Source organism: Chitinophaga agri (genome assembly GCF_010093065.1).
Lineage (GTDB): Bacteria > Bacteroidota > Bacteroidia > Chitinophagales > Chitinophagaceae > Chitinophaga > Chitinophaga agri.
The window spans coordinates 6226127-6250696 of record NZ_CP048113.1 but is presented as its reverse complement, the minus strand read 5'-3'; the positions used below and the strand labels follow the sequence as shown (position 1 = coordinate 6250696).

At 46.9% G+C, this 24570-nt stretch carries 18 protein-coding genes; 6 read left to right on the top strand and 12 right to left on the bottom strand.

Annotation, left to right across the window (positions count from 1 at the left end; genetic code table 11):
• Positions 1–51: 51 nt before the first annotated feature.
• The 11 genes from GWR21_RS25075 to GWR21_RS25025 all read right to left on the bottom strand — a co-directional run bounded on the left by GWR21_RS25075 (position 52) and on the right by GWR21_RS25025 (position 14886).
• Positions 52–1533, bottom strand: coding sequence for a xylulokinase (locus tag GWR21_RS25075; RefSeq protein ID WP_162334413.1), 1482 nt, complete (start codon positions 1531–1533; stop codon positions 52–54).
• 50 nt (positions 1534–1583) lie between these two features.
• On the bottom strand, positions 1584–3314 hold the full coding sequence (locus GWR21_RS25070) for a sodium/sugar symporter (RefSeq protein WP_162334412.1): 1731 nt from the start codon (positions 3312–3314) through the stop codon (positions 1584–1586).
• A gap of 120 nt (positions 3315–3434) precedes the next feature.
• Positions 3435–4565: an NAD(P)/FAD-dependent oxidoreductase gene (locus GWR21_RS25065; RefSeq protein ID WP_162334410.1), complete on the bottom strand. Its 1131-nt coding sequence runs from the start codon at positions 4563–4565 to the stop codon at positions 3435–3437.
• A 130-nt stretch (positions 4566–4695) separates the two neighbouring features.
• The gene (locus GWR21_RS25060; protein WP_162334408.1) at positions 4696–5649 is read right to left on the bottom strand and encodes an NADP-dependent oxidoreductase; all 954 of its coding nucleotides are present in this window, start codon (positions 5647–5649) and stop codon (positions 4696–4698) included.
• Positions 5650–5768: 119 nt separating this feature from the next.
• Positions 5769–7025 (bottom strand): threonine ammonia-lyase, encoded by a 1257-nt coding sequence (gene ilvA / locus GWR21_RS25055; RefSeq protein ID WP_162334406.1) that lies wholly within the window; start codon positions 7023–7025, stop codon positions 5769–5771.
• A 124-nt stretch (positions 7026–7149) separates the two neighbouring features.
• On the bottom strand, positions 7150–8193 hold the full coding sequence (gene ilvC, locus GWR21_RS25050; RefSeq protein WP_162334404.1) for a ketol-acid reductoisomerase: 1044 nt from the start codon (positions 8191–8193) through the stop codon (positions 7150–7152).
• Positions 8194–8231: 38 nt separating this feature from the next.
• Complete coding sequence (gene ilvN / locus GWR21_RS25045) at positions 8232–8822, bottom strand: acetolactate synthase small subunit (RefSeq protein ID WP_162334402.1); 591 nt, start codon at positions 8820–8822, stop codon at positions 8232–8234.
• Positions 8823–8860: 38 nt separating this feature from the next.
• On the bottom strand, positions 8861–10618 hold the full coding sequence (gene ilvB, locus GWR21_RS25040; protein WP_317165753.1) for a biosynthetic-type acetolactate synthase large subunit: 1758 nt from the start codon (positions 10616–10618) through the stop codon (positions 8861–8863).
• Positions 10584–12263, bottom strand: coding sequence for a dihydroxy-acid dehydratase (ilvD, locus tag GWR21_RS25035; protein ID WP_162334400.1), 1680 nt, complete (start codon positions 12261–12263; stop codon positions 10584–10586). Before ilvD ends, ilvB begins: the two co-directional genes overlap by 35 nt.
• Before the next feature lie 409 nt (positions 12264–12672).
• On the bottom strand, positions 12673–13578 hold the full coding sequence (locus GWR21_RS25030; RefSeq protein ID WP_162334399.1) for a branched-chain amino acid transaminase: 906 nt from the start codon (positions 13576–13578) through the stop codon (positions 12673–12675).
• 405 nt (positions 13579–13983) lie between these two features.
• Positions 13984–14886 (bottom strand): sugar phosphate nucleotidyltransferase, encoded by a 903-nt coding sequence (locus GWR21_RS25025; protein ID WP_162334397.1) that lies wholly within the window; start codon positions 14884–14886, stop codon positions 13984–13986.
• Between the two features lie 200 nt (positions 14887–15086).
• Between GWR21_RS25025 and GWR21_RS25020 the strand changes: the two genes are divergently transcribed.
• The 5 genes from GWR21_RS25020 (at position 15087) to GWR21_RS25000 (ending at position 21977) form a co-directional block, all read left to right on the top strand.
• Positions 15087–16427, top strand: coding sequence for an alpha-L-fucosidase (locus tag GWR21_RS25020; protein ID WP_162334396.1), 1341 nt, complete (start codon positions 15087–15089; stop codon positions 16425–16427).
• 102 nt (positions 16428–16529) lie between these two features.
• Complete coding sequence (locus tag GWR21_RS25015; RefSeq protein WP_162334394.1) at positions 16530–18851, top strand: family 20 glycosylhydrolase; 2322 nt, start codon at positions 16530–16532, stop codon at positions 18849–18851.
• A 234-nt stretch (positions 18852–19085) separates the two neighbouring features.
• A complete protein-coding gene (locus GWR21_RS25010) occupies positions 19086–20003 on the top strand; it encodes a 1-aminocyclopropane-1-carboxylate deaminase/D-cysteine desulfhydrase (protein ID WP_162334392.1) in 918 nt (305 codons plus the stop codon).
• Positions 20004–20201: 198 nt separating this feature from the next.
• Positions 20202–20972 (top strand): hypothetical protein, encoded by a 771-nt coding sequence (locus GWR21_RS25005; protein ID WP_162334390.1) that lies wholly within the window; start codon positions 20202–20204, stop codon positions 20970–20972.
• A gap of 183 nt (positions 20973–21155) precedes the next feature.
• Positions 21156–21977 (top strand): oxidoreductase, encoded by an 822-nt coding sequence (locus tag GWR21_RS25000; RefSeq protein ID WP_162334388.1) that lies wholly within the window; start codon positions 21156–21158, stop codon positions 21975–21977.
• Between the two features lie 113 nt (positions 21978–22090).
• Here the strand turns inward: GWR21_RS25000 and lipB are convergent, their stop codons facing one another.
• Positions 22091–22804 (bottom strand): lipoyl(octanoyl) transferase LipB, encoded by a 714-nt coding sequence (lipB, locus tag GWR21_RS24995; protein ID WP_162334386.1) that lies wholly within the window; start codon positions 22802–22804, stop codon positions 22091–22093.
• A gap of 636 nt (positions 22805–23440) precedes the next feature.
• Here lipB and GWR21_RS24990 point away from each other — a divergent pair.
• Positions 23441–24511, top strand: a complete 1071-nt coding sequence (locus GWR21_RS24990) for an RluA family pseudouridine synthase (RefSeq protein ID WP_202928990.1) — start codon at positions 23441–23443, stop codon at positions 24509–24511.
• Positions 24512–24570: the final 59 nt, after the last annotated feature.

Sequence of the window (24570 nt, the reverse complement as noted above, 5' to 3'; positions counted from 1 at the left end):
TTTGAACCAATACGTGTATATATGTCATGTAACTGCCAACGTGTAACGCAGTTACTTTATAATATGCTGTAAGCCATCCAGCCACTGGTTGTAGATACCAGCATACTGTTGTTGTAAAGCGGCATCCGGCTCGATGGTAGCCAGGCATTCCATGCCGCGGAATGCATCCTGTTCACTGTAAAGTCCTGCCCCTATACCGGCAGCTCTTGCTGCCCCCTGTGCCCCGTCTGTATTATACAGTTCGATCACTACATTGGCGGTATTGGCAAATACTTCGCGGAAAAGAGGACTGAGGAACATATTAGCCTGTCCTGCCCTTACACGGTGGATGTTCAGTCCCATTCCGGTCATGATATCCATACCATATTTCAGGGCAAATACGATACCTTCCTGTGCGGCGCGCAGCAGGTGTTCACGACTGTGTATATTGAAGTTAATCCCGTTGAATACTGCACCAGTTTCCTTATTGCTCAGGATACGTTCTGCTCCATTACCAAAAGGATAAATGTTTAAGCCCCGGGAACCGGCAGGCGCTTTTGCTGCCAGGATATTCATTTCATTATAATCCAGGTTACCTGTTACCTGTCTTAACCAGCTGTTCATGATACCGGTACCGTTAAGACACATTAATACACCATTGCGGGGTGCTTCTTTTGTATCATTAACATGCACGAATGTATTCACACGGCTTTCTTCATCAAAAGCTATATGATCATGCACAGCGTAGACTACACCGGAAGTACCCGCAGTCGTTGCAGCTTCACCCGGTTTCAATACGTTAAGAGAAAACGCATTGTTCGGCTGGTCACCTGCACGGTAGGTTACCGGTGTGCCGGCAGCGATACCTAGTATGGCAGCAGCCTTTGAAGTCACTTTTCCCTGTAGACCGAATGTAGGCACTATGGTTGACAACAGGCGTTCATCGATATTATAATGCTTCAGTAATACAGGTGAAACCTGACGGCCGCTGAAATCCCAGAAGATCCCTTCAGAAAGCCCGGAGATCGTAGTAGCGGCTTCGCCTGTCAGACGCATGGCAATAAAGTCGCCCGGCAGCATAATCTTGTCAATGCGCTCATAGATCTCAGGCTCGAACTGCTGTACCCAGCGCAATTTCGAAGCCGTGAAGTTACCAGGTGAATTCAGCAGATATTGCAGGGACCAGTTATGTCCCAGGCTGTTGAAGGCCTCATTACCTATTTCAACCGCACGGCTGTCACACCATATAATAGAAGGACGCAGTACCTGTTGGTCTTTGTCTACACACACCAGACCGTGCATCTGGTAGGCGATACCAATACCAGCAACAGCATTCCCATCAAAGGGATGCTGTTGCTGTAGTTTTTTCGTCGCATTTTGTACTTCCTGCCACCACATTTCCGGATCCTGTTCTGCCCATCCGGCTACAGGTGCCAGCATAGGCATTTCCTGTGCAGGACTGATGGCTGTAGCCAGGCATTTTCCCGTTTCAACATCCAGCAGTGCCGCTTTCACGGAGGAGGAACCGATGTCGTATCCAATCGTATATCTCATAGCAAGCTTCTTCGTTTCTTGATGGTTAATTTATCAATCAATATAGTCTGCTACCAGAAAATGGTATACAGCGCAGCCAGGATACCACATATCAGCAGTGCGATCACGGTAAAACCTGTAGATGTTCTGAACATGGTTGGATCTACTTCCAAACCTTTCTGTTCGCCTTCAGTCGCCACCACAGTACCGCCGGCTACAACATGTTTTGTAGCGGGAGCCACCAGAGAAATAATGATCATACCTACCACACATACCACGAATACGATTCCCATACGGTCGAGGAATGGAATTTCGTAGATCGGATTCTTATTTGCATCCAGATTAGCAGGATTAGGTACAGCAAAACCCAGATCGTACAAGAAGCTGAGATTAGTCCAGTTAGGCAGGAATTTCAGGAAGATAGACATAGCAAAACCACCGATCATCGCAAACAAGGCTGCATTTGAGGTAGTTTTCTTCCAGAAGAAGCCCAGTAAGAACATCGCAAAAATACCTGGAGATACAAAGCCGGTGTATTCCTGTATGAACTGGAAACCACCTTTCTTATCAATACCCAGGAACGGAGAGATAATAATAGCCAGTATCATCGCAACAATTACAACGATACGACCTACATTCACGATCTCTTTTTCGCCTGCTGATCTGTTAAAGATCTCTTTATAAATGTCGAGAGAGAAAATAGTAGAGATACTGTTTGCCTTACCAGCGAGGGAAGCTACTACTGCTGCAGTCAGGGCCGCAAAGGCCAGACCCTTCATACCAGCAGGCAGAAGGTTCATCAGCACAGGGTAAGCGTTATCAGGATTCAGTTCACCTGCTTTCATCATTTCAGAGGAGAACACACCTTCTTTATATAATACATAAGCTGCGATACCAGGTAATACCACGATAACAGGCATCAGGAGTTTCAGAAAACCTGCGAACAGCAAACCGCTACGGGCTGTTTTCAGATCGGCACCCAGTGCACGTTGCGTGATATACTGGTTACAACCCCAGTAGTTCAGGTTCACGATCCACATACCACCTACCAGTACGGTGAGACCCGGAAGGTCAAGGTAATGCGGGTTATCTTTTTTCAGGATCATATGGAAATGCTCTTCTGCATTTTTGGTCATCAGGGAGAAGCCTTTCAGTACACCTGTTTCACCAAAATGCTCAGACACCAGGCTTAACGCCAGGTAAGTCGTTACCAGACCACCCAGTATCAGGAAGAACACCTGGATTACGTCGGTATAACCGATCACTTTCATACCACCCAGGGTGATCACGATCGCAAATACCGCGATAAGGCTCATACACAGGTAGAAGTTAATACCTGATATCGTATTTACTGCCAGCGCACCCAGATAAAGGATAGAGGTAAGGTTAACCACCACGTACAGTAACAGCCAGAAGACGGCCATGATCGTACTTACCGTTTTATTATACCTTGTCAGCAGGAATTGCGGCATGGTATAAATCTTATTCTTCAGATAGATCGGCAGGAAGAATACTGCGACGATAATCAGTGTCGCAGCAGCCATCCACTCATAAGTGGAGATAGCCAGACCTATATTAAAACCGGAACCTGCCATCCCGATAAACTGCTCCGCAGAAATATTGGAAGCGATCAGAGAGGCACCAATTGCCCACCAGGTAAGAGAACCCTCCGCCAGGAAGAAGTCTTTGGAATCAGTCGTTTTGCGTTTTTTCTTTTGGTAGATATAGAGACCGTAACCGGCAACAATCACGAAATACACTAAGAAAACAACATAATCGAGGAATTGTAAGCTCTTTTGCATAAAAAAACGTGGTACGTGGTAATTAAATTAGGAATCAATATAGCAACATTTTTAATAAACGTAAAATTTACGTTTAAAATTTTTCACTACGTGTTGGACATATTTTTTGTTTTTCATTTGTTATTCAGTCAGCAGTGAGGAGAGTTGTTCTCCTACAGCGGAACCTATTGCGACGCCCATACCGCCCATCCGGACACCTGATACTATGTTGCGTGTATGGAACCGTATCACCGGCTGGCGGGTTTTGCCAAAAGCCATGATTCCGGTCCAGCGGTCAGTTATCATAAAGGAATGCTCCGGTAAGATAATGTTGCGGAGCCGGTTTTCCAATTGCTGCTGTATCTCCTGGTTCAGATCAAAACTTGTTGTGGCCTCTTTTGTAAAATCGAGATTTCTGCCACCGCCAAACAGCACTCTGCCATCCAGCTCCCGGAAATAATAATACCCCTCGTCCATATGAAATACTCCCCGGAAGGGCAGATCAGGAATAACATTGGTTAGTAATACCTGTCCTCTGCCTGGCTGTAAATCCACGTCGGGCATCAGTTCCCTGGCGAAAGCATTTGTGCAGATGGCCACCCTGCGGGCCATGAATCCGATCTCTTCACCATCGGCCCTGGGCACTACTACACGAACGCCTGTCTGCAGATCTTCAAAACGGCTTACGGTACAACCTGTCTTAATCTCCACTCCCCTGGCAATGGCGATGTCTATCAGACACCGCATCATTTTCCCGGTATGAAGCTCTCCTTCGAAGTTATTGCTGATCAGGGCCTTTACATAGTCCGTGTTGAAACGGAACCTTCCTAATCTGTCGCTGACCAGGGTAAACGCTTCTCCGCCCAGCAACGGCCGCAGCATAGCGTTTACCTTATCTATTTCCGAAAGGGTGTGTTCCTGTTCAACGCCTATCAGCTCGTGACTACCATTCTCCTGATATTCCATGTACTCGTCCCCGATCCGTTTACGCAACAACTGCAGTCCATTGCGCCGCATCTGTAAAAGGGCCAGTACATCTTCAGGCGGCATGGTCTTCAGATCTGAGAGCAGCTCTGTAAGACTTCCGATACAGGCAAAACCGGCGTTTTTAGTGCTCGCACCTGTTGGCAGAATCTCTTTTTCAAGGATCAATACACGGGCAGCCGGTAGTTTTTCCTTTATGCTAATGGCTGTAGAGAGCCCTACTATACCACTGCCGGCAATGATATAGTCGTATTGTAAAAGGCTTTGTTTCTCCCAGTAACTTAACATGCGCTCTGATTTGGCCGTAACAACCTGTTCTTCAAACGTCTGACCCTGCGATGTATTGTATCTCCAAATGTACTCTTTTTTTAGATGTCAACCTGACATTAATTAAGCTCACATCCTTTGTCCAATATGGCTATACTGTTAATACTATTTTACCCCTTCCATGCCCCAGCTCCAGTTGCTGGTGTGCCTGTACTATTTCAGTGAGTGGGAAGGTCTTATCTATTTCTACTTTTAACCGGTTATTACTCAGCAGGGCTGCCAGCTGCTCGATCCTTTCACCGGATGGTCGTACCGACATCCATTTCACTTCCACGCCTTTCTCCTTTGCCTTCGCTATCACAGCCGGATCATCTTTATACATACTGGGTAATGACACCAGCACGCCGCCACGGTTCAGTATATCCAGTGACCGCAGTGCAGTTTCTCCACCCATACCATCCAACACAACATCTACCCCGTCAACAACTTCTTCGAACTGCTGGGTTTTATAATCAATTAACTGGTCTGCTCCCAGTTCCTTCAGGAAAGGGTGATTAGCTGCGGATGCCGTAGCAGCTACAAAACAGTGCTTCCATTTTGCCAGTTGCACCGCAATATGACCAACCCCACCAGCGGCAGCCTGGATCAGTACACGTTGTCCCCAGGTAATACCTGCATGATCAAACAGGGCTTCCCAGGCGGTCAGGCCTGCAAGCGGAGTACCTGCAGCCACTTCAAATGATATATCTTTAGGAATAATGGCAAACTCATCTTCGTGTACAACAGCATATTCTGCATATGCGTTACCGGGGTTGGGAAAATTACTCATACCGAAAATACGGTCGCCTGTAACAAATCTGCTTACACCATCACCTACACTGACTACCTCTCCGGCTATATCCCAACCTAATATGGCTGGCAGTGTCTGAAATGACGCATATCCTTTTCCCGAACGGGTTTTAAAATCAACTGGGTTCAGGCCAATCGCCTTTACTTTAACAAGTACCTCTCCTGCTGCTGGCAGGGGTATCGCTACTTTCTCTATTCTGAAAGCAGTGGCCGGTCCAAACGCATGTAATACAGCCGCCTGCATAAAATTACTCATACTCGCAGATTTTGTCTTCAAATTAGCGATAAAAACGGTAATTGTCACATATGCAACAAGGGCATCATGTTTTATAACCAAAACATAATGCCCTTGTCAAAGTGTGTATAATGAACGTCTTACACCAGGTAACCGAACAGGTTATCGTCCTTGTTCAGTTCCGTGAAGTGAATATTGTATTTGCGGAAATTAGCCAGCAGGATATCGTAATCCTCCCTGTTCTTCAGCTCCACGCCTATCAGTGCAGGGCCTGTTTCCTTATTGTGTTTCTGAATAAATTCAAAACGGGTAATATCATCGTTAGGCCCCAGTACATGGTTCACGAATTCTTTCAATGCGCCCGGACGCTGTACGAAACGAATGATGAAGTAATGTTTCAGACCTTCATATAACAATGACCGTTCCTTGATCTCCTGCATACGATCGATGTCATTGTTACTACCACTTACCACGCACACCACTTTCTTTCCCTCGATTTCCTTTGCGTAGTAATCCAGTGCTGCGATGGACAGTGCGCCCGCAGGTTCTACTACGATCGCATCTTCATTATACAGTCTTAATATAGTTGAGCAAACCTTCCCTTCCGGTACCAGCTGCATTTTTGCCAGAACGTCTTTGCAGATGCTGAATGTCAGTGCACCCACTCTTTTAACGGCAGCACCATCCACGAAACGCTCAATCTCGTTCAGTGTAACAGGCTCACCTGCCTCCAGTGCACGACTCATGGAAGGAGCACCCTCTGGCTCCACACCAATGATCTGTGTAAGGGGACTATATGTCTTGAAATAAGTACCTAAGCCTGCTGCGAGTCCGCCACCACCGATTGGCACAAACACGTAATCAATCTTCGCCTGGTCTTCCAGCACCTCTACAGCCACGGTACCCTGCCCTTCAATGATCTTTGCATCATCGAACGGAGGAATAAAAGTCATGTTGTGCGCTTTGGTAAAAGCCTGGGCTTCCGCCGCACAATCATCAAACGTATCACCAACCAGTCTGATCTCGATGTTATCACCACCGAACATATTCACCTGGTTGACCTTTTGTTTTGGAGTAATGATAGGCATGAAACACACGCCTTTAATGTCCAGCTGACGGCATGCGTAGGCGAAGCCCTGTGCATGGTTACCGGCGCTGGCACAAGTTACACCCTTTGATAGCGTTTCCTTATCCAGGCTGCTAATCAGGTTATATGCCCCGCGTAATTTATAAGACCTTACAATCTGCATGTCTTCTCTCTTAAGATAGACATCTGCATTGTACCTGCGGGAGAGCGTGGCGCTATAGGTAAGCGGGGTACGGTTCACCACAGGCTTTAACTTAACCGCAGCATCAAGGATGTTGAGCGGGTTCACACTTGTTAATACCTGGGACATTTTAATCAGGAGTTAAGAAATTAGGAACTAAGAATTAGGAATGAGGCGTTACATGTAAGCGGAGAACGTATTCCCGCTGCATCATAATTCCTCATTCCCTCACTCCTAATTCCTAATTGTATTATTAGTTATTTGGGCGCAGCTTTCTTACAGCAGCACCAGCCTGCCACATTTCGCTTTCACGCAGTTCTCTCAGTTCTTCGTTCAGTTTATCACGATAGTCAGGAGTACTGTTAGAAGCGATAGAGCGTGCAGCTTCTTTACCTGCAGCAACACTTGCGTACAGTTCTTCGAATACTGGCTGGCTTGCAGCTTTGAATTTCTTCCACCAGTCAAGCGCACCACGCTGAGCAGTAGTAGAACAGTTAGCATACATCCAGTCCATACCGTTTTCAGCAACGAGTGGCATCAGCGACTGGGTCAGTTCTTCTACTGTTTCGTTGAATGCTTCAGATGGAGAGTGACCATTCTTGCGCAGTACTTCGTACTGAGCAGCGAAGATACCCTGGATAGCACCCATCAGGGTACCACGCTCACCTGTTAAGTCAGAGGTAACTTCTTTCAGGAAGTCAGTTTCGAACAGGTAACCTGAACCTACACCGATACCCAGTGCGATAACGCGGTCACGTGCCTTACCAGTTGCATCCTGATAGATAGCAAAGCTGGAGTTCAGTCCCTGACCAGCCAGGAACAATCTGCGCAGGGATGTACCGGAACCTTTAGGGGCAACCAGGATCACGTCTACGTCAGCTGGAGGAATGATATTAGTCTGGTCTTTATAAGTGATACCAAAACCATGGGAGAAATACAATGCTTTACCTTTAGTCAGGTGTGGTTTTAATGTAGGCCACAGCGCGATCTGACCGGCATCGCTCAACAGGAACTGAATGATGGTACCTTTCTGTGCAGCTTCTTCGATTTCGAACAGCGTCTGACCAGGAACCCAACCATCAGCGATAGCTTTATCCCAGGTTTTAGAATCTTTACGCTGACCGATGATAACATTGAAACCGTTGTCTTTCAGGTTCAGTGCCTGGCCGGGACCCTGTACGCCGTAACCGATGATAGCTATCACTTCATCTTTCAGCACTTCTCTAGCTTTTTCCATTGGGAATTCTTCTCTGGTTACTACGTCTTCCAGTACCCCTCCAAAATTGATGGTTGCCATGTTTTGATAGTGTTTGTTTTTTTTATAAATGTTGTAAACTAGATACTTTCTTCTTCTGCAGATACCTCTGTGTGTTCAGAATATGTTGCCTGCTTCAGGTTGTCCGGGCGTTGCTGCTCCAGCTCTTTCAGATGATCATGGAAACGACGGCTCCATTTAATGATAGCCACCCGTCCACTCTTCGAATATTCAATCAGACCATAAGGTGCAAGTTTCGCCTGCAGATCGATCAGCTCCTGCTGATGACCGGTCTTCTCAAGTACAAAATAATCCTCCGTAATTGTCAGGATACGTGCATTGTTCTCACGGATCAGCAGCTCGATATTACCGTTCTGCAGTGCCTTGGTAGAGATCTTGTAGAGGGCCAGTTCCTGGTACACTACTTCATCTTCTTCATGCACAAATGCGCGGTGAATTTCGATCAGCCTTTCTATCTGACCAACGATCTTCACCAGTTTCTCCTTTTCGGAAATGACAGTGATGATGAACTTATATACGCCTGGGATCTCCGTCTCAGCCGTAGTAAGACTCGTGATGTTTATGCCACGGCGGGTGAAGATAACACAGATGCGATTGGTGATCCCAATCCTGTCTTCTGTGTATACCGTTACTGTATATTCTTTTTGCATAGTGTTCGTGTTAATGATTGCTGATTCCTTTCTCCCTGCTACTCGAGCCTGATATTTGCTATCGGCTGGCCGGAAGGCACCATTGGGAATACGTTGTCTTCTTTCTCCACAACTACTTCCAGCAGATAAGCGCCTTTATGAGACATCATCTCATCTACAGCAGCCGTGATATCTGCACGGTCAGTAACTTTCTTACCCGGAATGAAGAACCCTTTCGCGATCTGTACGAAGTCAGGGTTGGTCATTTCTGTGGATGAGTAACGTTTGTCAAAGAACAACTGCTGCCATTGACGCACCATACCCAGGAAGTTATTGTTCAGGATCACTATTTTCACGCCTATTTCAGACTGATAGATAGTCCCCAGTTCCTGCAATGTCATCTGGAAGCAACCATCACCGATCACTGCTACCACTTCTTTTTCTGGTGTACCTACTTTCGCACCCATCGCTGCCGGCAGTGCAAAACCCATTGTACCCATACCACCAGAAGTGATGTTGGTATTCGGATCTTTAAAACGGTAGTAACGGGAAGCGATCATCTGGTGCTGGCCTACGTCTGTTACCAGTACCGCCTTACCTTCTGTTCTTTCAGAGATCAGACGAACCACTTCTGCCATCTTCAAACCACCTTCAGCAGGATAAAGTTCCTTTTTAGATACTTTTTCTTCTTCCTGTTTATCTGCCTCACGGAAACCCTGTAACCATTCATCATGCTTCGCAGGTTTTACCAGCTTCAGTAATGCTTCCAGTGCAGTTTTCGCATCTGCATGAACAGCTACATCCGCTTTGATGATCTTGTTGATCTCAGCAGCATCGATTTCAATATGGATCACTTTTGCCTGTTTCACATATTGTGATACATCTCCGGTGATACGGTCGTCGAAACGCATACCTACTGCGATCAATACATCACACTCATTGGTCATGATGTTCGGCGCGTAGTTACCATGCATACCGAGATAACCTACATACTGCGGATGATCAACCGGTACAGCAGACAATCCAAGTAAGGTAGATGCTACAGGGATACCTGCTTTCTCAGCCAGCTGGATCAGCTCTTTTTCTGCACCTGATAACAGTACGCCATGACCGCAGAAAATATATGGTCTCCTGGCGTTATTGATCAGCTCAGCCGCTGCTGCTACTGCCTCCGGATCCAGTTTCGGAACAGGGCGGTAGCTACGGATATAGTCACATTTCTTATACTCAAAATCAAACTTCGCTACCTGAGCATTCCTGGTGATATCTACCAGTACCGGACCCGGACGGCCGCTACCAGCGATATAGAAGGCCTTTGCTATAGCACCCGGAATATCTTCAGGACGTGTGACCTGAATATTCCATTTGGTGATAGGCATGGTAATACCGATCACGTCGGTCTCCTGGAATGCATCTGTACCCAGCAGGTGAGCTGCCACCTGACCAGTGATACATACCATCGGAGTAGAGTCCATGTAAGCGTCAGCCAGACCTGTCACCAGGTTTGTGGCGCCGGGACCGGAAGTAGCGAAGACTACACCGGTTTTACCGGAGGTACGCGCATAGCCCTGTGCAGCATGCGTAGCACCCTGTTCGTGACGGACCAATATGTGATGTACTTCTTTCTGAAAATCGTAGAGGGCATCATAAATTGGCATAATAGCGCCGCCAGGATAGCCGAAAATGGTTTCAACACCTTCTGCAATCAGCGAGCGGATCACTGCCTCGGAACCAGTGATATTAAGTGGGGCAGCTGTTGCTGCCGCCCGCTTTTCAGCCGGCTCAGGCTTCATCGGTAACACATCCTTCTGTTGCATTAGAAACGAGTTTTGCATATTTATATAATACACCGTTAGTTACTTTCAATGCGGGTTTCACCCATTGTGCCCTGCGGGCTGCCAGTTCTTCTGCACTCAGTTCCACATTGATCGTATTCTTTTCGGCGTCAATCTCAATAATGTCATTGTCTTTTACCAGACCGATAGCACCTCCGTCCACCGCTTCCGGTGTGATATGCCCTACCACGAAACCGTGCGTACCACCAGAGAAACGGCCATCTGTAATCAGTGCTACGTTCTTACCAAGACCGGCTCCCATGATAGCGGAGGTCGGTTTCAGCATCTCAGGCATACCTGGTGCTCCTTTCGGACCTACCTGTCTGATCACCACCACATCGCCCGCTTTCACACGGCCATTCTGGATACCTGCTATGAGTTCGTACTCACCTTCAAACACACGTGCAGGGCCACGGAAGCTAAGGCCTTCTTTACCGGTGATCTTTGCCACAGAACCCAGTTCTGCGATGTTACCATAAAGCATCTGGATGTGACCAGTTGCCTTGATCGGCTTTTCTACCGGAACGATGATATCCTGACCTTCAAATTCCAGGTCTGGTACACTTTCCAGGTTTTCTGCCAGGGTCTTACCGGTTACTGTCAGACAGTGACCATGCAGGTATCCCTTTTTCAGCAGATATTTCATTACCAATGGAACACCGCCAATGTTATGCAGGTCTTCCATCAGGTATTTACCACTTGGTTTCAGATCAGCGATCAGCGGTGTTTTGTCACTGATGCGCTGGAAATCTTCCAGTCTGAATTTCACGCCTATCGCCTTGGCAATAGCTATGAAGTGCAGTACAGCGTTGGTACTACCACCCAGCGCCATCACAACGGTAGCCGCATTCTCGAATGCTTCATACGTCATGATATCGGAAGGCTTAATATCTTTTTCCAGCAGGATGTGGATATACTTACCAGCATCCAGGCATTCGTCTCTTTTTTCCTTGCTTAAAGCAGGATTGGAAGAGCTGTAAGGAAGGCTCATACCTAATGCCTCAATAGCAGAGGACATGGTATTTGCGGTATACATACCACCACAGGCACCGGCGCCAGGGCAGGAATGTTGTACGATGCCTTTGAAGTCTTCTTCGCTCAGCTGACCGGCGATTTTCTGACCGAGGGCTTCAAATGCAGAGATAATATTCAGATCTTTTCCTTTGTATTTACCAGGAGCGGTAGAGCCACCATACACCATGATAGAAGGACGGTTCAGACGTCCCATTGCTATCAGGGACCCAGGCATATTCTTATCGCAGCCAGGTACGGTGATCAATCCATCATAGTACTGGGCACCTACAACGGTTTCGATGGAATCAGCAATCAGATCGCGGCTGACCAGGGAATAACGCATACCAGGAGTACCATTTGTCATACCATCGCTGACGCCAATAGTATGGAAAGTGAGTCCTACAAGGTTATTAGCCCAGACCCCTTTCTTGACCACCTGAGCGAGGTCATTAAGGTGCATGTTACACGGATTACCGTCGTAACCCATACTGGCAATGCCTACCTGCGCTTTCTTCAGGTCTTCTTCAGTTAAACCAAGTGCATACAGCTGCGCCTGTGTGGCCGGCTGCGTAGGATCCTGAGTGAGCGTTTTGCTGTATTTGTTCAATTCCATCTGTTTATTAAAATTTCCGGGTTGCTATTTAAGTAGGTACAAAATAGCAGTTATAAAAGCCAAACTCCAAACCAATTCCGAACCCGTTAGCCGGTATTCAAATCTCTTCATTTCATGGCCAAATCCGCTATGGCACTGGATAATGTACTTTCAAAAATCCAAATTCCAACTTATTAAAAAAAGGCTGTTACAGGAAGGATGGTAAGTCTGTACGAAGTGTTTATATAGAGAGCATCACGCTTTATAATGTAAGTACAAAGCGTGATGCTTTGTTAGCTATCTGATTGAGCAGGATACAATACTATCAGTTTTAAATAATAGTGTATCACTTCCAGGTATGGCATATAGAGGAAATCCTACCTGAATCAGCACGAGTTTTCATGAATATCTGTATACTGATAACAGCTGCTTATGCAACTGTGACCGCAGCGCGATCGAATTCTTTCTCCAGTACTCTCGCTTTGTAAGCCTGTTGTAACAGTTTACCCAGAGAGCTCGCCCAAGGCTTGGCAAAACCCTGGCCGTCAAGAGAATCCCATCCTACAACTTCAGCAGCAGTACCGCAATAGAATACGCAGTCAGCTGTTTTCAGTTCTTCAACTGTGAAAAGCTTCTCTTCCAGTGGAATACCCAGTTCATGACACAGTTCGATCACGGTAGCGCGGGTAATACCTGGCAGGATATTGCCTGGAGGTGGTGTAAAGATCTTACCGTCTTTTTCAAAGAACAGGTTAGCACCAGGACCTTCAGCTACAAAGCCGTTGATATCCAGCAACAGTGCTTCGTCGTAACCGTTCTCCTTGGCTTCCTGTGAAGCCAGGATTGAGTTTACGTACAGACCTGCAGTCTTTGATTCGATCTTGAATGCTTTTGGATTTGGGCGCTGGTAAGAGGAGGTCATCACACGCAGCAGTTTTTCTCCCAGGTAAGCCCCCCATTCCCATGCACAGATCAATACATGTGTTTCGGAGGCGGCTTTCAACGTCATGTTGGGAGGGCAGAAAGCGAGTGGACGGATGTACGCTTCTTCCATATTGTTCATTTCCAGCACCTTGTAGCATGCAGCCACCAGTTCGTCGTTGTCGAACGGATACGGCATGTGTATTAATTCGCAGGAACGCTTAAATCTGTCGAAGTGTTCTTTGGCTTTAAAAATCTTCACAGTTCCATCAGCTGTCTTGTAAGCGCGTATGCCTTCAAATACGGCATATCCATAGTGTAATGACTGGCCATACAGGTCTGTAGTGGCCGCGGTAGCTTTCTTATACTCCCCGTTAACGTAAAGAATGGTGTTCTCGTTGTAATAGCTATACATAATTCAGATATTAGAATTCGATTTTGGATTGTCAATTACAGGCACAAAAAAACGCCTTCCTCATTAGGAGGAAGGCGTTTTATCTATCGTTAGTGATTGTACACGTTTACCTATCCTCCATACTGGTGGCTAATAATGACAACGACAATCACGACTAGTGTGATAGCCCAGTTCAACTGAGCAACTATGTGATTGATCTTATTGTTGTCTTTATTTACCCACATGGAGGGACGCATTTAATTTTGCTTCTACAAATGTATTGGTCGCTAAACTAAAAAACAATACAATCCAAAAGATTTCGTCATTTCGCAAACAAATCTCCACTTTTTGAAGATATTTAAATAAAACAACGTTTCTTTAGCTAAATTCCATACAATTAGCAAAATTATTACAAATCATCCGAGGCTATTTCCAGAGGTTATCTGGATATTCCCCGCTTCTTACCAGGGCAGAAAGACTTTCCTGCACTCCAGGCGCATCTTCTTTATAAGTAACACCGAACCACTGTGCACCGGTAGGTATCACATTCACTACGCCCAGTTTGTTCTGGATGAAATGGTCTACCACGATAGGAATGAAGAACTCTGACTTTGGCTTATCACCACTCTTTTCCAGGAAATCTTTGAACAGACCCTGGCTCAGCTCAAATACAGAAGGATGGAAACCCCAGAAGTTCATAGAAACCGGTGTTTCAGGCGCCAGCTCATGCTTGCTGCCATCAGCATCTTCATACACGATCTGCTCGCCGTCTTTATATACTTTCGTCCTTTCGTTGATAGCCGCCAGATTGCTCTCGCTATCTGCTGCACATACACCACGGGAAACAGAACCATGCTCACTGATCGTTTTGCTCAGCTGATAACCCACTACGCTATACACGTCCGGCTTAGCATCGTTCTTCAGGAAAGCTGCTGCTTTCTCAAAAGAATCACGACCATAAAAATCATCCGCATTGATCACAGCAAAAGGTTCATTGATGGCATTCTTTGCACACAATACCGCATGCGCTGTACCCCATGGCTTGGTACGGTCAGCCGGCATCGGATAACCGTCCAGGAATGCATCCATTTCCTGATATACATAATCCGTCGCTACACGGCCCTTCAGTTTCGGTTCAAATATCTCTTTAAATTCTTTTTCAAAATCCTTACGGATAATGAACACTATCTTGCCAAATCCGGCACGGATAGCATCGTAAATGGAGTAATCAACAATTGTTTCACCACTGGGGCCAAACTGCTGTATCTGTTTTAAGCTACCATAGCGGCTAGCCATACCGGCAGCAAGGATCAATAAAGTTGGTTGCATTTATAGACTTGTTTTATGTGTTTTCATGTATCGGATGAATATTTCCAGGCGCTAAATTTAACGATTAAAACTATTTTCACAGTTTCTTTTTGTTACGATAATGTTACGCCTACGGGCCATCATTCAACAAATCCCGTACCAACCGGGGCCATTTAGCAGAATTAATAAACATTATATAATAAATCCATGTGAATATAGAAATGAAACGCTTACTCTTATCCGTAGCTCTCACGCTACCACTTTTACAGATCGCCAACGCACAACAACACACTCAGCCTGAAGCCATCCGGGAAAAAATGCAATGGTTTTCCGATGCGAAACTCGGCATATTCATCCACTGGGGTATCTATTCAGTCAAAGGGGTTGACGAATCATGGTCTTTCCACAACAGGAAAATTGCCTATGCCGACTACATGCAGCAGCTGAAAGGCTTTACTGCCAAAAACTACCACCCGGAAGAATGGGCCGCCCTTATCAGGGAATCTGGCGCTAACTACGCTGTTATCACAACAAAACATCATGACGGTGTAGCCTTATGGGACAGCAAACTAAGCAAACTGGATATGGCCAACAGCACTCCCGCTAAACGGGATGTACTCACGCCTTTATATACGGCATTACGTAAACAGGGGATTAAAGCCGGTGCTTATTTTTCTCTCATTGACTGGAGCTATGCCGATTATCCACAGTTCCTGAAAGACAGCAGCCGCTACGATGCGAAAAAAGATCCTGCCCGCTGGCAGCGCTTCCTTAACTTCTATCAGGGCCAGCTGAAAGAAGTCATGCAGCAGTACAACCCGGACCTCTGGTGGTTCGATGGTGACTGGGAACACAGTGCCGATGAATGGGAAGCTGTAAAGGTCAGAAAGATGCTCACCGATCATAATCCAAATACCATCATCAATGGACGCCTGCAGGGATATGGTGACTACGATACGCCCGAACAGAACTTCCCCGTAACACGGCCTCACTATAACTGGTGGGAACTGTGTATGACCATCAATAATAACTGGGGCTATCATCCGGATGACACCAACTTTAAAACACCCTATGAAGTCATTACCATCTTTGCAGATGCTGTCAGCAACGGCGGAAACATGCTGCTGGATATAGGCCCTGCCGAAGATGGCACCATTCCTGCTGAAGAAGTGAACGTACTGAAAGAACTGGGTGCCTGGAATAAAAAACATGCTCCTGCTATCTTCAGCACTGTAGCCGGTATTCCGGCAGGACACTTCTATGGTCCTACCACTTTATCAAAAGATTCCACTACCTTATACCTCTTCCTGGCAGGTAATACCACCGGCCCGGTAATGGTAAAAGGCCTGGTGAACAATATCAAAAAGGTTAGTGTAGTAGGCAACAACCAGGCGCTTACACATAAAGTAGTCGGTAAGATATCCTGGAGCGCCGTACCCGGAATCGTATACATAGACGTACCAACTGCTGCGCAGGATAAGTACATGACCGTACTGGCACTGGAGCTGGACGGAAAAGTAAAACTTTACCGTGGTAAAGGCGGTTTCCTCACAAACGAATAACATGCACAGCAGCCTGTCACACGGCAGGCTGCTGTTGTCATAGCAAAAAGATACCAGAGAATGACAAGAGTGCCAGTAAATAACCATACCAACAATATGCATATGAAAACATTATTCCTGTCAATGCTCACCATGTGCTGCTTTCTGTCCGGAGTAGCACAGCTGAAGACCGGCGACATCACCATCATCCCTGAGCCACTGCTGCTCAATCCTATGCCTGGCAGCTTTGTCGTGAACGAACAATCCGCCATTCAATACAGTGGTAAGGGCGCAGAAAAAACAGCTGCCTTCCTCAATGAATACCTGCAGCGCAACTATCACTTCAAACTATCTGCTACTACTGCAACTACCAGCAAACAGGCAGCACAGCCCATCATCAAAATAGTAGAAGCATCTACCGGTAAACCAGAAGGCTATATATTGGAAGTAAATACCGGCCGCGTATACCTCCAGGGTGATGCGCCCGGATTATGCTATGGCCTGCAAACACTGATACAACTGTTCCCGGTAAATAAACACCTTACACCTGCAACTGACACTGTCAAACAAGATCCTTATAATGGCAGTATCCATCTGCCCGGCGTTAAGATCCAGGACTACCCACGCTTTGCTTACCGTGGTATGATGCTGGACGTAAGCCGCCACTTCTTCCCTCCTGCTGCCATCAAACAGTTCATCGACATGATGGTGCTTTATAAATTCAATCGCTTTCACTGGCACCTCACTGATGATCAGGGATGGCGTATCGAAATCAAAAAATATCCACGTCTGCAGGAAATTGCATCTGTCAGAAAAGAAACGATTGTGGGTCATCACCGCCGTAGCACTACCTACGATGGTAAACCTTACGGTGGCTACTACACGCAGGAAGAAGTACGCGATATTGTAAAATATGCGGCGGAAAGACATATCACGATCATTCCTGAAATAGAAATGCCGGGCCATTCACAGGCAGTCCTTACCGCCTACCCTTCCTTCGGCAATACCAAAGGCCCTTACGAAGTACGCACCACCTGGGGCATTTCCAAAGATGTACTTAATCCGGTAAATGACTCCGTCTTCACCTTCATGCAGGACGTACTGACTGAAGTGATCGACCTTTTCCCCAGCCAGTATATCCACATCGGTGGTGATGAATGTCTGAAAGACAGATGGAAGGAATCCGCAGAAGTACAACGTATGATACGCAGGCTCGGTTTGAAAGATGAACATGCTTTGCAGAGTTATTTTATTCAGCGGATAGAAAAGTTTGTCAATAGTAAAGGCCGTACCATCATTGGATGGGACGAGATCCTGGAAGGCGGACTGGCAGCCAATGCCACTGTCATGAGCTGGCGTGGCGAAGATGGGGGTATCGCAGCAGCGAAGCAGCGACACAACGTCATCATGTCGCCCAATACCTATCTCTATTTTGATTACACCCAGGGTCAGCCTGCTACAGAACCACTGAATGCAGCCGCTTATCTGCCACTCAAAACTGCCTACAACTACGAGCCGTTACCTCCTTCTCTGACTCCTGCGGAACAACGCTATATCAAAGGTGTGCAGGGCAACATCTGGACGGAGTTCATTCCTGATCAGGCGATGCTTGACTATATGGTATGGCCGCGCGCACTCGCATTATCAGAAATAGCCTGGGCTCAACCTGCGAAGAAGAACTACGATCGCTTCCTGCAGAAACTGCCGCTGGAACTGGCTCGTATGGACTATGCCGGTGTCAACTTCCGTATTCCCGAACCTGTAGGTCTTGAAAGTAAAGTGGTCACCACATCTACTGTTACTGTGCATCTCAAGCCTCCGGTAAAAGGGAGTATGGTCTACTATACGCTCAATGGTACCCAGCCAACGGTACGAAGCCACCCATTAACAAGGGCCTTTACGGTATATGTACCTGAAGACAGTGCAGCAACGGTACGATGCATTGTTGTATTACCAAATGGTCGTATTAGTCCGGTATATAGTGCCACCTATGTGCATAAACCTTTCCTGCCTGCCATCAGTACAAAACAAGGCAACAAAGGCATCCACTTCTCTCTGGTAAAAACGCCTCCTGCCACCGCCCGTCAGCTACCTGCTAAAGGCGACAGCACCGGCACCTTGCCTGCCATCGACATTCGTCCTGTTCCGTCAAAGGAATTTGGCATCACCTTCACTGGCCTCATAAAAATACCAGCTGATGATCTCTACGAATGTCATCTCAACAGTGACGATGGCGCCATCCTCTCCATCGACGATCAGATCATCGTTGACAATGACGGCCCACATGACCTGCAGGACCGTAGTGGCTTCGTACCATTACGCAAAGGACTTCACCGTATCAAAGTACAATACTTCAATACCGGAACCGGCGCCTGGCTCGATGCAGGCATTTACAGAGACAGGGAAAAACTCAACCCTGCCGAAGTACTCTACACAGGTCAGTAACAACACATCAACAATACATCGATAACAAATCATTACACGTCAAAACAAATTAATTACAGCTAAACTACGCCTCTCCGATACGTCAATAATACATTGACAAACAATGTATCAACATACTCAACTACCCTTCATCAACCGCACAGGTGTACACAACGCACACCTGTGCGGTTGATAGCCAACACCCTCTCCCCCCCAACACTACTTCTCCCGGTATGTCATACCTTTGCCCACACCATGCAACTCAACTACGACAACATCACCCTTCAGTCCATCACTCCCTCCTGGCTGCCGGCCACCATCACCGCCGCCATCCTGCGGCTAGACCTCCTCCATCCGGAAGTCTCAGGCAATAAATGGTTTAAACTCAAACACAACCTCTCCACCGCAATGCAACAGGGAAGATCACGACTGCTTACGTTCGGAGGCGCTTATTCTAACCACATCGCGGCCACTGCCGCGGCCTGCCAGCTGCTACACCTTCCGAGCACAGGTATCATCCGCGGAGAACGTCCACCGGTATTAAGCCACACCCTTGAACACGCTGCTGCTCAAGGCATGGAACTGGTGTTCATCACCCGGGAAGCCTATCGTCATAAAACCACTACAGACTGGGCGTCACTATACCCCGATGCGTACATCGTACCTGAAGGCGGTAACAATGCCCTGGGAGCCAAAGGATGCGAGGAAATACTCCCGCTCGCCAACGCTGCGCTGCAAACAGATAATATACAGCCCCCCTCCGGCGTTGATAAACGTGCTATTCCTTTCAGCCACATTGCCTGTGCTGTCGGCACCGGTACAACCCTCGCAGGCATTATCAATAGTGCCACTCCCCAACAAACCGTCATAGGTTATGTAGTACTGAAAGGAGCAGCATATCTGACCGGCGAGATCAACTCCCTCCTGCGTCCGGGCCCGCACCCACACTGGGAACTACGGCATGAGCATCATGGAGGTGGTTACGCGAAGGTCACCCCGGCATTAAGATCATTTATGGAAGAATGCTATGCGGAAACACGGGTGCCGCTGGACATGGTATACACCGGTAAACTACTCATGGGATTCAGAGAAGATGTGCAGCATGGCCGGTACCCTGCTGGTAGCAACGTGTTACTTATCCACACCGGCGGATTACAGGGAAACACTATATAACAGTTTTATTTATATTTACGTTCATCACGCTTTAGCATCACACGAACGGTAAAGATGTGTTTGTTTTGATTTTTTTAACGGTATAGATTACCAGTCAGGTCCAGCAATTTATTACTTTTGCCAACTTAAGAAGATAAACCAGTGCTTTCTGTAAAAACAGGCACTGGAGACATGGATACAGCATAGGAATTAGTATATATGAAGCAGTTGTCGCGTTTTATTTTATTTGTAGTCTTTTTTACAGCATCGTTTTTTTCAGTAAAAGCACAGATACAGCCTACTCCACCGGTTCTGCCTGAGTTCTCTGCGCTCATTAAAACGGGTAAGATCCAGCTGGATTTCATATCCGGTTTCCGGGACGTAAAGTTTATCGGTGTACAACGCTCCCTGGACAGCGTTCTCAACTTCAGCACCATCGGACTTGTCAACAATCCAACTGATATGAGGATCAGCTACCAGGATCTGAAGCCACTCCCGGGCTCCAACTACTACCGTATCTTCATTCAGTTCAATAACGGTCGTTACATGTTCTCGAAGATCATGCTGGCGGTGCCTGACAGTACAATTGACGACAGTAAGAAGCTACAGCTGGCCGATGTAAAAGATGCGATCGCGGCGGCGAAGGAAGCAGGCGTAACTATCACCAATGGCGTGGCTACAACGACCAGTCCAACGAAAGAAAAACCAAAAGAGGAAAAGATAGTATGGCATCCGTCAAACTATATCTATACCACAGCTGATGGCAATGTGAATATCAAACTACCGGATGCTGCTGATAAAAAATACAGTGTAAAGTTCTACGAGCCTGATGGCTCCTTCCTGTTCGAGATCCGGGAAGTGAAAGAGCCCTTCCTGATCCTGGAAAAAGCGATCTTCCTCCATTCCGGCTGGTTCAACTTTGAGATCTACCAGGATGGAAAGTCTTATGAGAAATGGAACCTCTACATCCCATTAAGCTATAGAAACTAACAAGCATATTGAACATACAGTAATGACGGCGTTTACCAGCGCCGTCATTTTTTTGCCTGTAACTTCCGGATGATGCCTTCTCTGCCAGCCAGCACATGACATGCTCAACAAAGCAAATTGGACTTTTTAACAAAATGAAAGAAACGATAGCGATCGATCTTTGTCGTACTAAATACAAATAGTATGAGCAAAGTAATATTGATCACGGGTGCATCTTCCGGTATTGGAAAGGCGACAGCAAGACAACTTAAAGCAGCAGGAAATATAGTGTATGGCGTTTCCCGCAGGCTTGACAAAATGAGCGACCTGCAGGCCGAAGGCATCCATACATTACAAATGGATGTGACAGATGAGGCGTCAATGGTGAACGGCGTAAATCATATCCTGAACAAGGAGGGCAAAATTGATGTACTGATCAATAATGCAGGTTTCGGCTCCTATGGTGCGCTGGAAGATGTGCCCATGCAGGAGGCAAAATATCAGTTAGAAGTCAACCTGTTCGGCGCGGCCAGACTGATACAGCTGGTATTACCATCTATGATATGGCATCACTACGGAAAGATCGTGAATATCTCTTCAATAGGTGGTAAAGTAGCCATGGCTTTAGGAACCTGGTACCATGCCAGCAAATTTGCACTGGAGGGACTAAGTGACAGTTTAAGAAACGAGGTAAGGCAGTTTGGCGTAGATGTGATTGTCATTGAACCCGGTGGGATCAAAACAGAGTGGGCTGGTATTGCAGCAGATAATCTGATGAATATATCAGGAAATGGGAGGTATAAAGAAATGGCGACCAGGTTTGCAGCAGGGATCAGGGGGAATATCACCAGCTCTTCTGCCGATCCTGCCGTCATTGCTGACCAGATTGCAACAGCGATTACAGCTGAACAACCCGAAACAAGATATGCAGCAGGTTTTATGGCGGATGAGATACTAGCATTACGCAAGACGGCTTCTGACCGGGAACTGGACGACATCATGCATCAACAGCTGAACATTCTTTAACAACCGGTCATTCATCTCCTTCTGAAAATCCGGCTAGCTGCCTGACAGTCATGACAGGTAGCTAGCCGTTGATCTTCAACCTCTTTTATTTTAAAACGGCAACAGGCCCGCCTTTAGGCCATAATCATCTCGGCGCCAAATACCTGTGCAAAGTGATGTCTCAATCTTTCTTTTACCTCCGCTTCAGACACTTCTACGCCCAGCTCCTCATGCATAGAGGCCACTTTCTTATCCACAATACCACAGGGAACGATGTTCCCGAAGTAATCAAGATTTGTATTCACATTCAGGGCAAAGCCATGCATAGTGATCCAGCGGCTGCAGCGTACACCCATTGCACATATCTTACGTGCGCGGGCAGGATCATGCGGGTCCAGCCATACGCCGGTCTCTCCTGCTGAACGATCACCTTTGATGCCATAGTCTGCCAGTGTAAGTATAATGACCTCCTCCAGGTTACGCAGGTATTTCCCGATATCAGTGAAGAAATTTTCCAGGTCCAGGATAGGATAGCCTACCACCTGACCAGGTCCATGATAGGTAATATCGCCTCCGCGGTTGGTATTTGAGAAAGTAATGCCTTTGTCTTCCAGCTGCTGACTGTCCAGCAACAGATTTTCAAGATGACCGCTTTTACCGAGGGTGTAGATATGCGGGTGCCCGCAGAATAACAGGTAATTAGTCGTTTGCTGCTCCCCCGCCTGGATCTCTCCTCTGGCCAATGCCTGCTTAATACGCACGTTCTCTTGTAAAAGCTGTTCCTGATAATCCCAGGCCTTCTGATAATCAATGATTCCCAGGTCGTTCGTGTGGATCTTCTTGTTCATATTGCAGGTACAAAAATACGGATTTACAGCTTGCGGTGATACCAGGGCAACAGGGGGCCGTAAAAGTGCCATGGCGCACAACCAGTACACGGGAAGATCTGCATCACCGATACCCACCTGAAGCTAAACCAGGCATAAAAGCGCCCGGCCGACAGCGGTTAAATACAGGCTGCTTACTGGTTGCGTATTCATTGTGCATCACTATGGCGAAAGAGGTGTTTTCTACTGGTCTGAAAAGCTAACGAACCCGATACTAATACATCACTTCAAGGGCACCAAAAGGGCACTTCAATATCCCAGGGATATTGAAGTGCCCTTTTGGTGCCCTTGAAGTGACCTTGAGGTATCCTTATAGTAAGCCGATCAGGCCATGTTGAAACAGTATACAATAGCCTGTTGGCCAGTAGTTTCATTCATCCTGCCAGCAATGTATTATTCAGGAATGCAGGTGGACAGCTTAGCGACGTTCAGCAAAGAAGCTCACGTGTCTGGCCCTCTTATTCACAGATTATAAAACAGAAATGATTTATACTTATTTATATATGACATATTCAATACCCGGAAGCACGCCTTCCTTTCCTCAAACTGTGGACTTGCGGGTGGTTATTCGTACCTTCGCAAAAATTTTGAATCCTCATGGCGGAAGAACTGATTGAAATTGACGATGAACTGGAGAACGGCGAAGGCAGCGAGGAGCTGTACGAGCGGGTAAATATTATAGCGGACAAAGGACAGGAGCCACTTCGTGTGGACAAGTTCCTCATGAACCGGGTGGAAGGTGCAACCCGTAACAAAATACAGCAGGCCTGTGATAATGGCATGGTCACCGTCAATGACAAACCGGTTAAATCCAACTATAAGGTAAAGGCACACGATCATATCGTCGTGTTTTCCAATAAAAATCCTGAGAATACGGCTGTGCTTCCGGAAGAAATGCCGCTGGACATCGTATTTGAAGATGATGATATCATGATCATCAACAAGTTACCCGGTATGGTCGTACACCCGGGCTGTGGTAACTATACCGGCACACTGGTTAACGGACTGGCCTGGTACCTGGGCGACCGCAATGCGGAGCCTGTACCGATACCTGAGATCCCACGTTTCGGACTGGTACACCGTATCGATAAGAATACGAGTGGATTGCTGGTGATCGCCAAAACGGACAAGGCGATGAATGACCTGGCAAAACAGTTCTTCGACCATACTGTGCAGCGCCGCTATCTGGCCCTGGTATGGGGTGACTTTGAGGAAGACGAAGGAACAATTGAAGCACACGTGGGCCGCCACCAGCGGTTCCGTAAAATAATGGACGCCTATCCGGATGGTGAATATGGAAAAGAAGCCATCACACATTATAAGGTACTGGAACGTTTTAACTATGTGACACTCATCGAGTGCCGCCTGGAAACCGGCCGTACACACCAGATCAGGGTGCATATGCAGCATATCGGGCACTCCCTGTTCAACGACGACACCTATGGAGGAAACCGTATCCTGAAAGGCACCGTATTTGCCAAATACAAACAGTTTGTCGAAAACTGCTTCGAGATTATGCCACGCCATGCCCTGCACGCGAAAACACTCGGTTTTATACACCCGCGTACCCGCCAACCTATCCATTTTGAAAGTCCATTACCTGATGATTTTAAAGCAGTTCTGGAAAAATGGAAGCGGTATGTAAGTGCCAGACCGCTCGAGGAGTAATTCCATTAAAAAAATAAAACATATCATTTTTTGTTTTAATTTAGCACCTTACCCATGTC

Coding starts and splice junctions, on each gene's coding strand:
- GWR21_RS25075 (WP_162334413.1), bottom strand. CDS start 1,533: ATGAGATATACGATTGGATACGACATCGGTTCCTCCTCCGTGAAAGCG.
- GWR21_RS25070 (WP_162334412.1), bottom strand. CDS start 3,314: ATGCAAAAGAGCTTACAATTCCTCGATTATGTTGTTTTCTTAGTGTAT.
- GWR21_RS25065 (WP_162334410.1), bottom strand. CDS start 4,565: ATGTTAAGTTACTGGGAGAAACAAAGCCTTTTACAATACGACTATATC.
- GWR21_RS25060 (WP_162334408.1), bottom strand. CDS start 5,649: ATGAGTAATTTTATGCAGGCGGCTGTATTACATGCGTTTGGACCGGCC.
- ilvA (WP_162334406.1), bottom strand. CDS start 7,025: ATGTCCCAGGTATTAACAAGTGTGAACCCGCTCAACATCCTTGATGCT.
- ilvC (WP_162334404.1), bottom strand. CDS start 8,193: ATGGCAACCATCAATTTTGGAGGGGTACTGGAAGACGTAGTAACCAGA.
- ilvN (WP_162334402.1), bottom strand. CDS start 8,822: ATGCAAAAAGAATATACAGTAACGGTATACACAGAAGACAGGATTGGG.
- ilvB (WP_317165753.1), bottom strand. CDS start 10,618: ATGCAACAGAAGGATGTGTTACCGATGAAGCCTGAGCCGGCTGAAAAG.
- ilvD (WP_162334400.1), bottom strand. CDS start 12,263: ATGGAATTGAACAAATACAGCAAAACGCTCACTCAGGATCCTACGCAG.
- GWR21_RS25030 (WP_162334399.1), bottom strand. CDS start 13,578: ATGTATAGCTATTACAACGAGAACACCATTCTTTACGTTAACGGGGAG.
- GWR21_RS25025 (WP_162334397.1), bottom strand. CDS start 14,886: ATGCAACCAACTTTATTGATCCTTGCTGCCGGTATGGCTAGCCGCTAT.
- GWR21_RS25020 (WP_162334396.1), top strand. CDS start 15,087: ATGAAACGCTTACTCTTATCCGTAGCTCTCACGCTACCACTTTTACAG.
- GWR21_RS25015 (WP_162334394.1), top strand. CDS start 16,530: ATGAAAACATTATTCCTGTCAATGCTCACCATGTGCTGCTTTCTGTCC.
- GWR21_RS25010 (WP_162334392.1), top strand. CDS start 19,086: ATGCAACTCAACTACGACAACATCACCCTTCAGTCCATCACTCCCTCC.
- GWR21_RS25005 (WP_162334390.1), top strand. CDS start 20,202: ATGAAGCAGTTGTCGCGTTTTATTTTATTTGTAGTCTTTTTTACAGCA.
- GWR21_RS25000 (WP_162334388.1), top strand. CDS start 21,156: ATGAGCAAAGTAATATTGATCACGGGTGCATCTTCCGGTATTGGAAAG.
- lipB (WP_162334386.1), bottom strand. CDS start 22,804: ATGAACAAGAAGATCCACACGAACGACCTGGGAATCATTGATTATCAG.
- GWR21_RS24990 (WP_202928990.1), top strand. CDS start 23,441: ATGGCGGAAGAACTGATTGAAATTGACGATGAACTGGAGAACGGCGAA.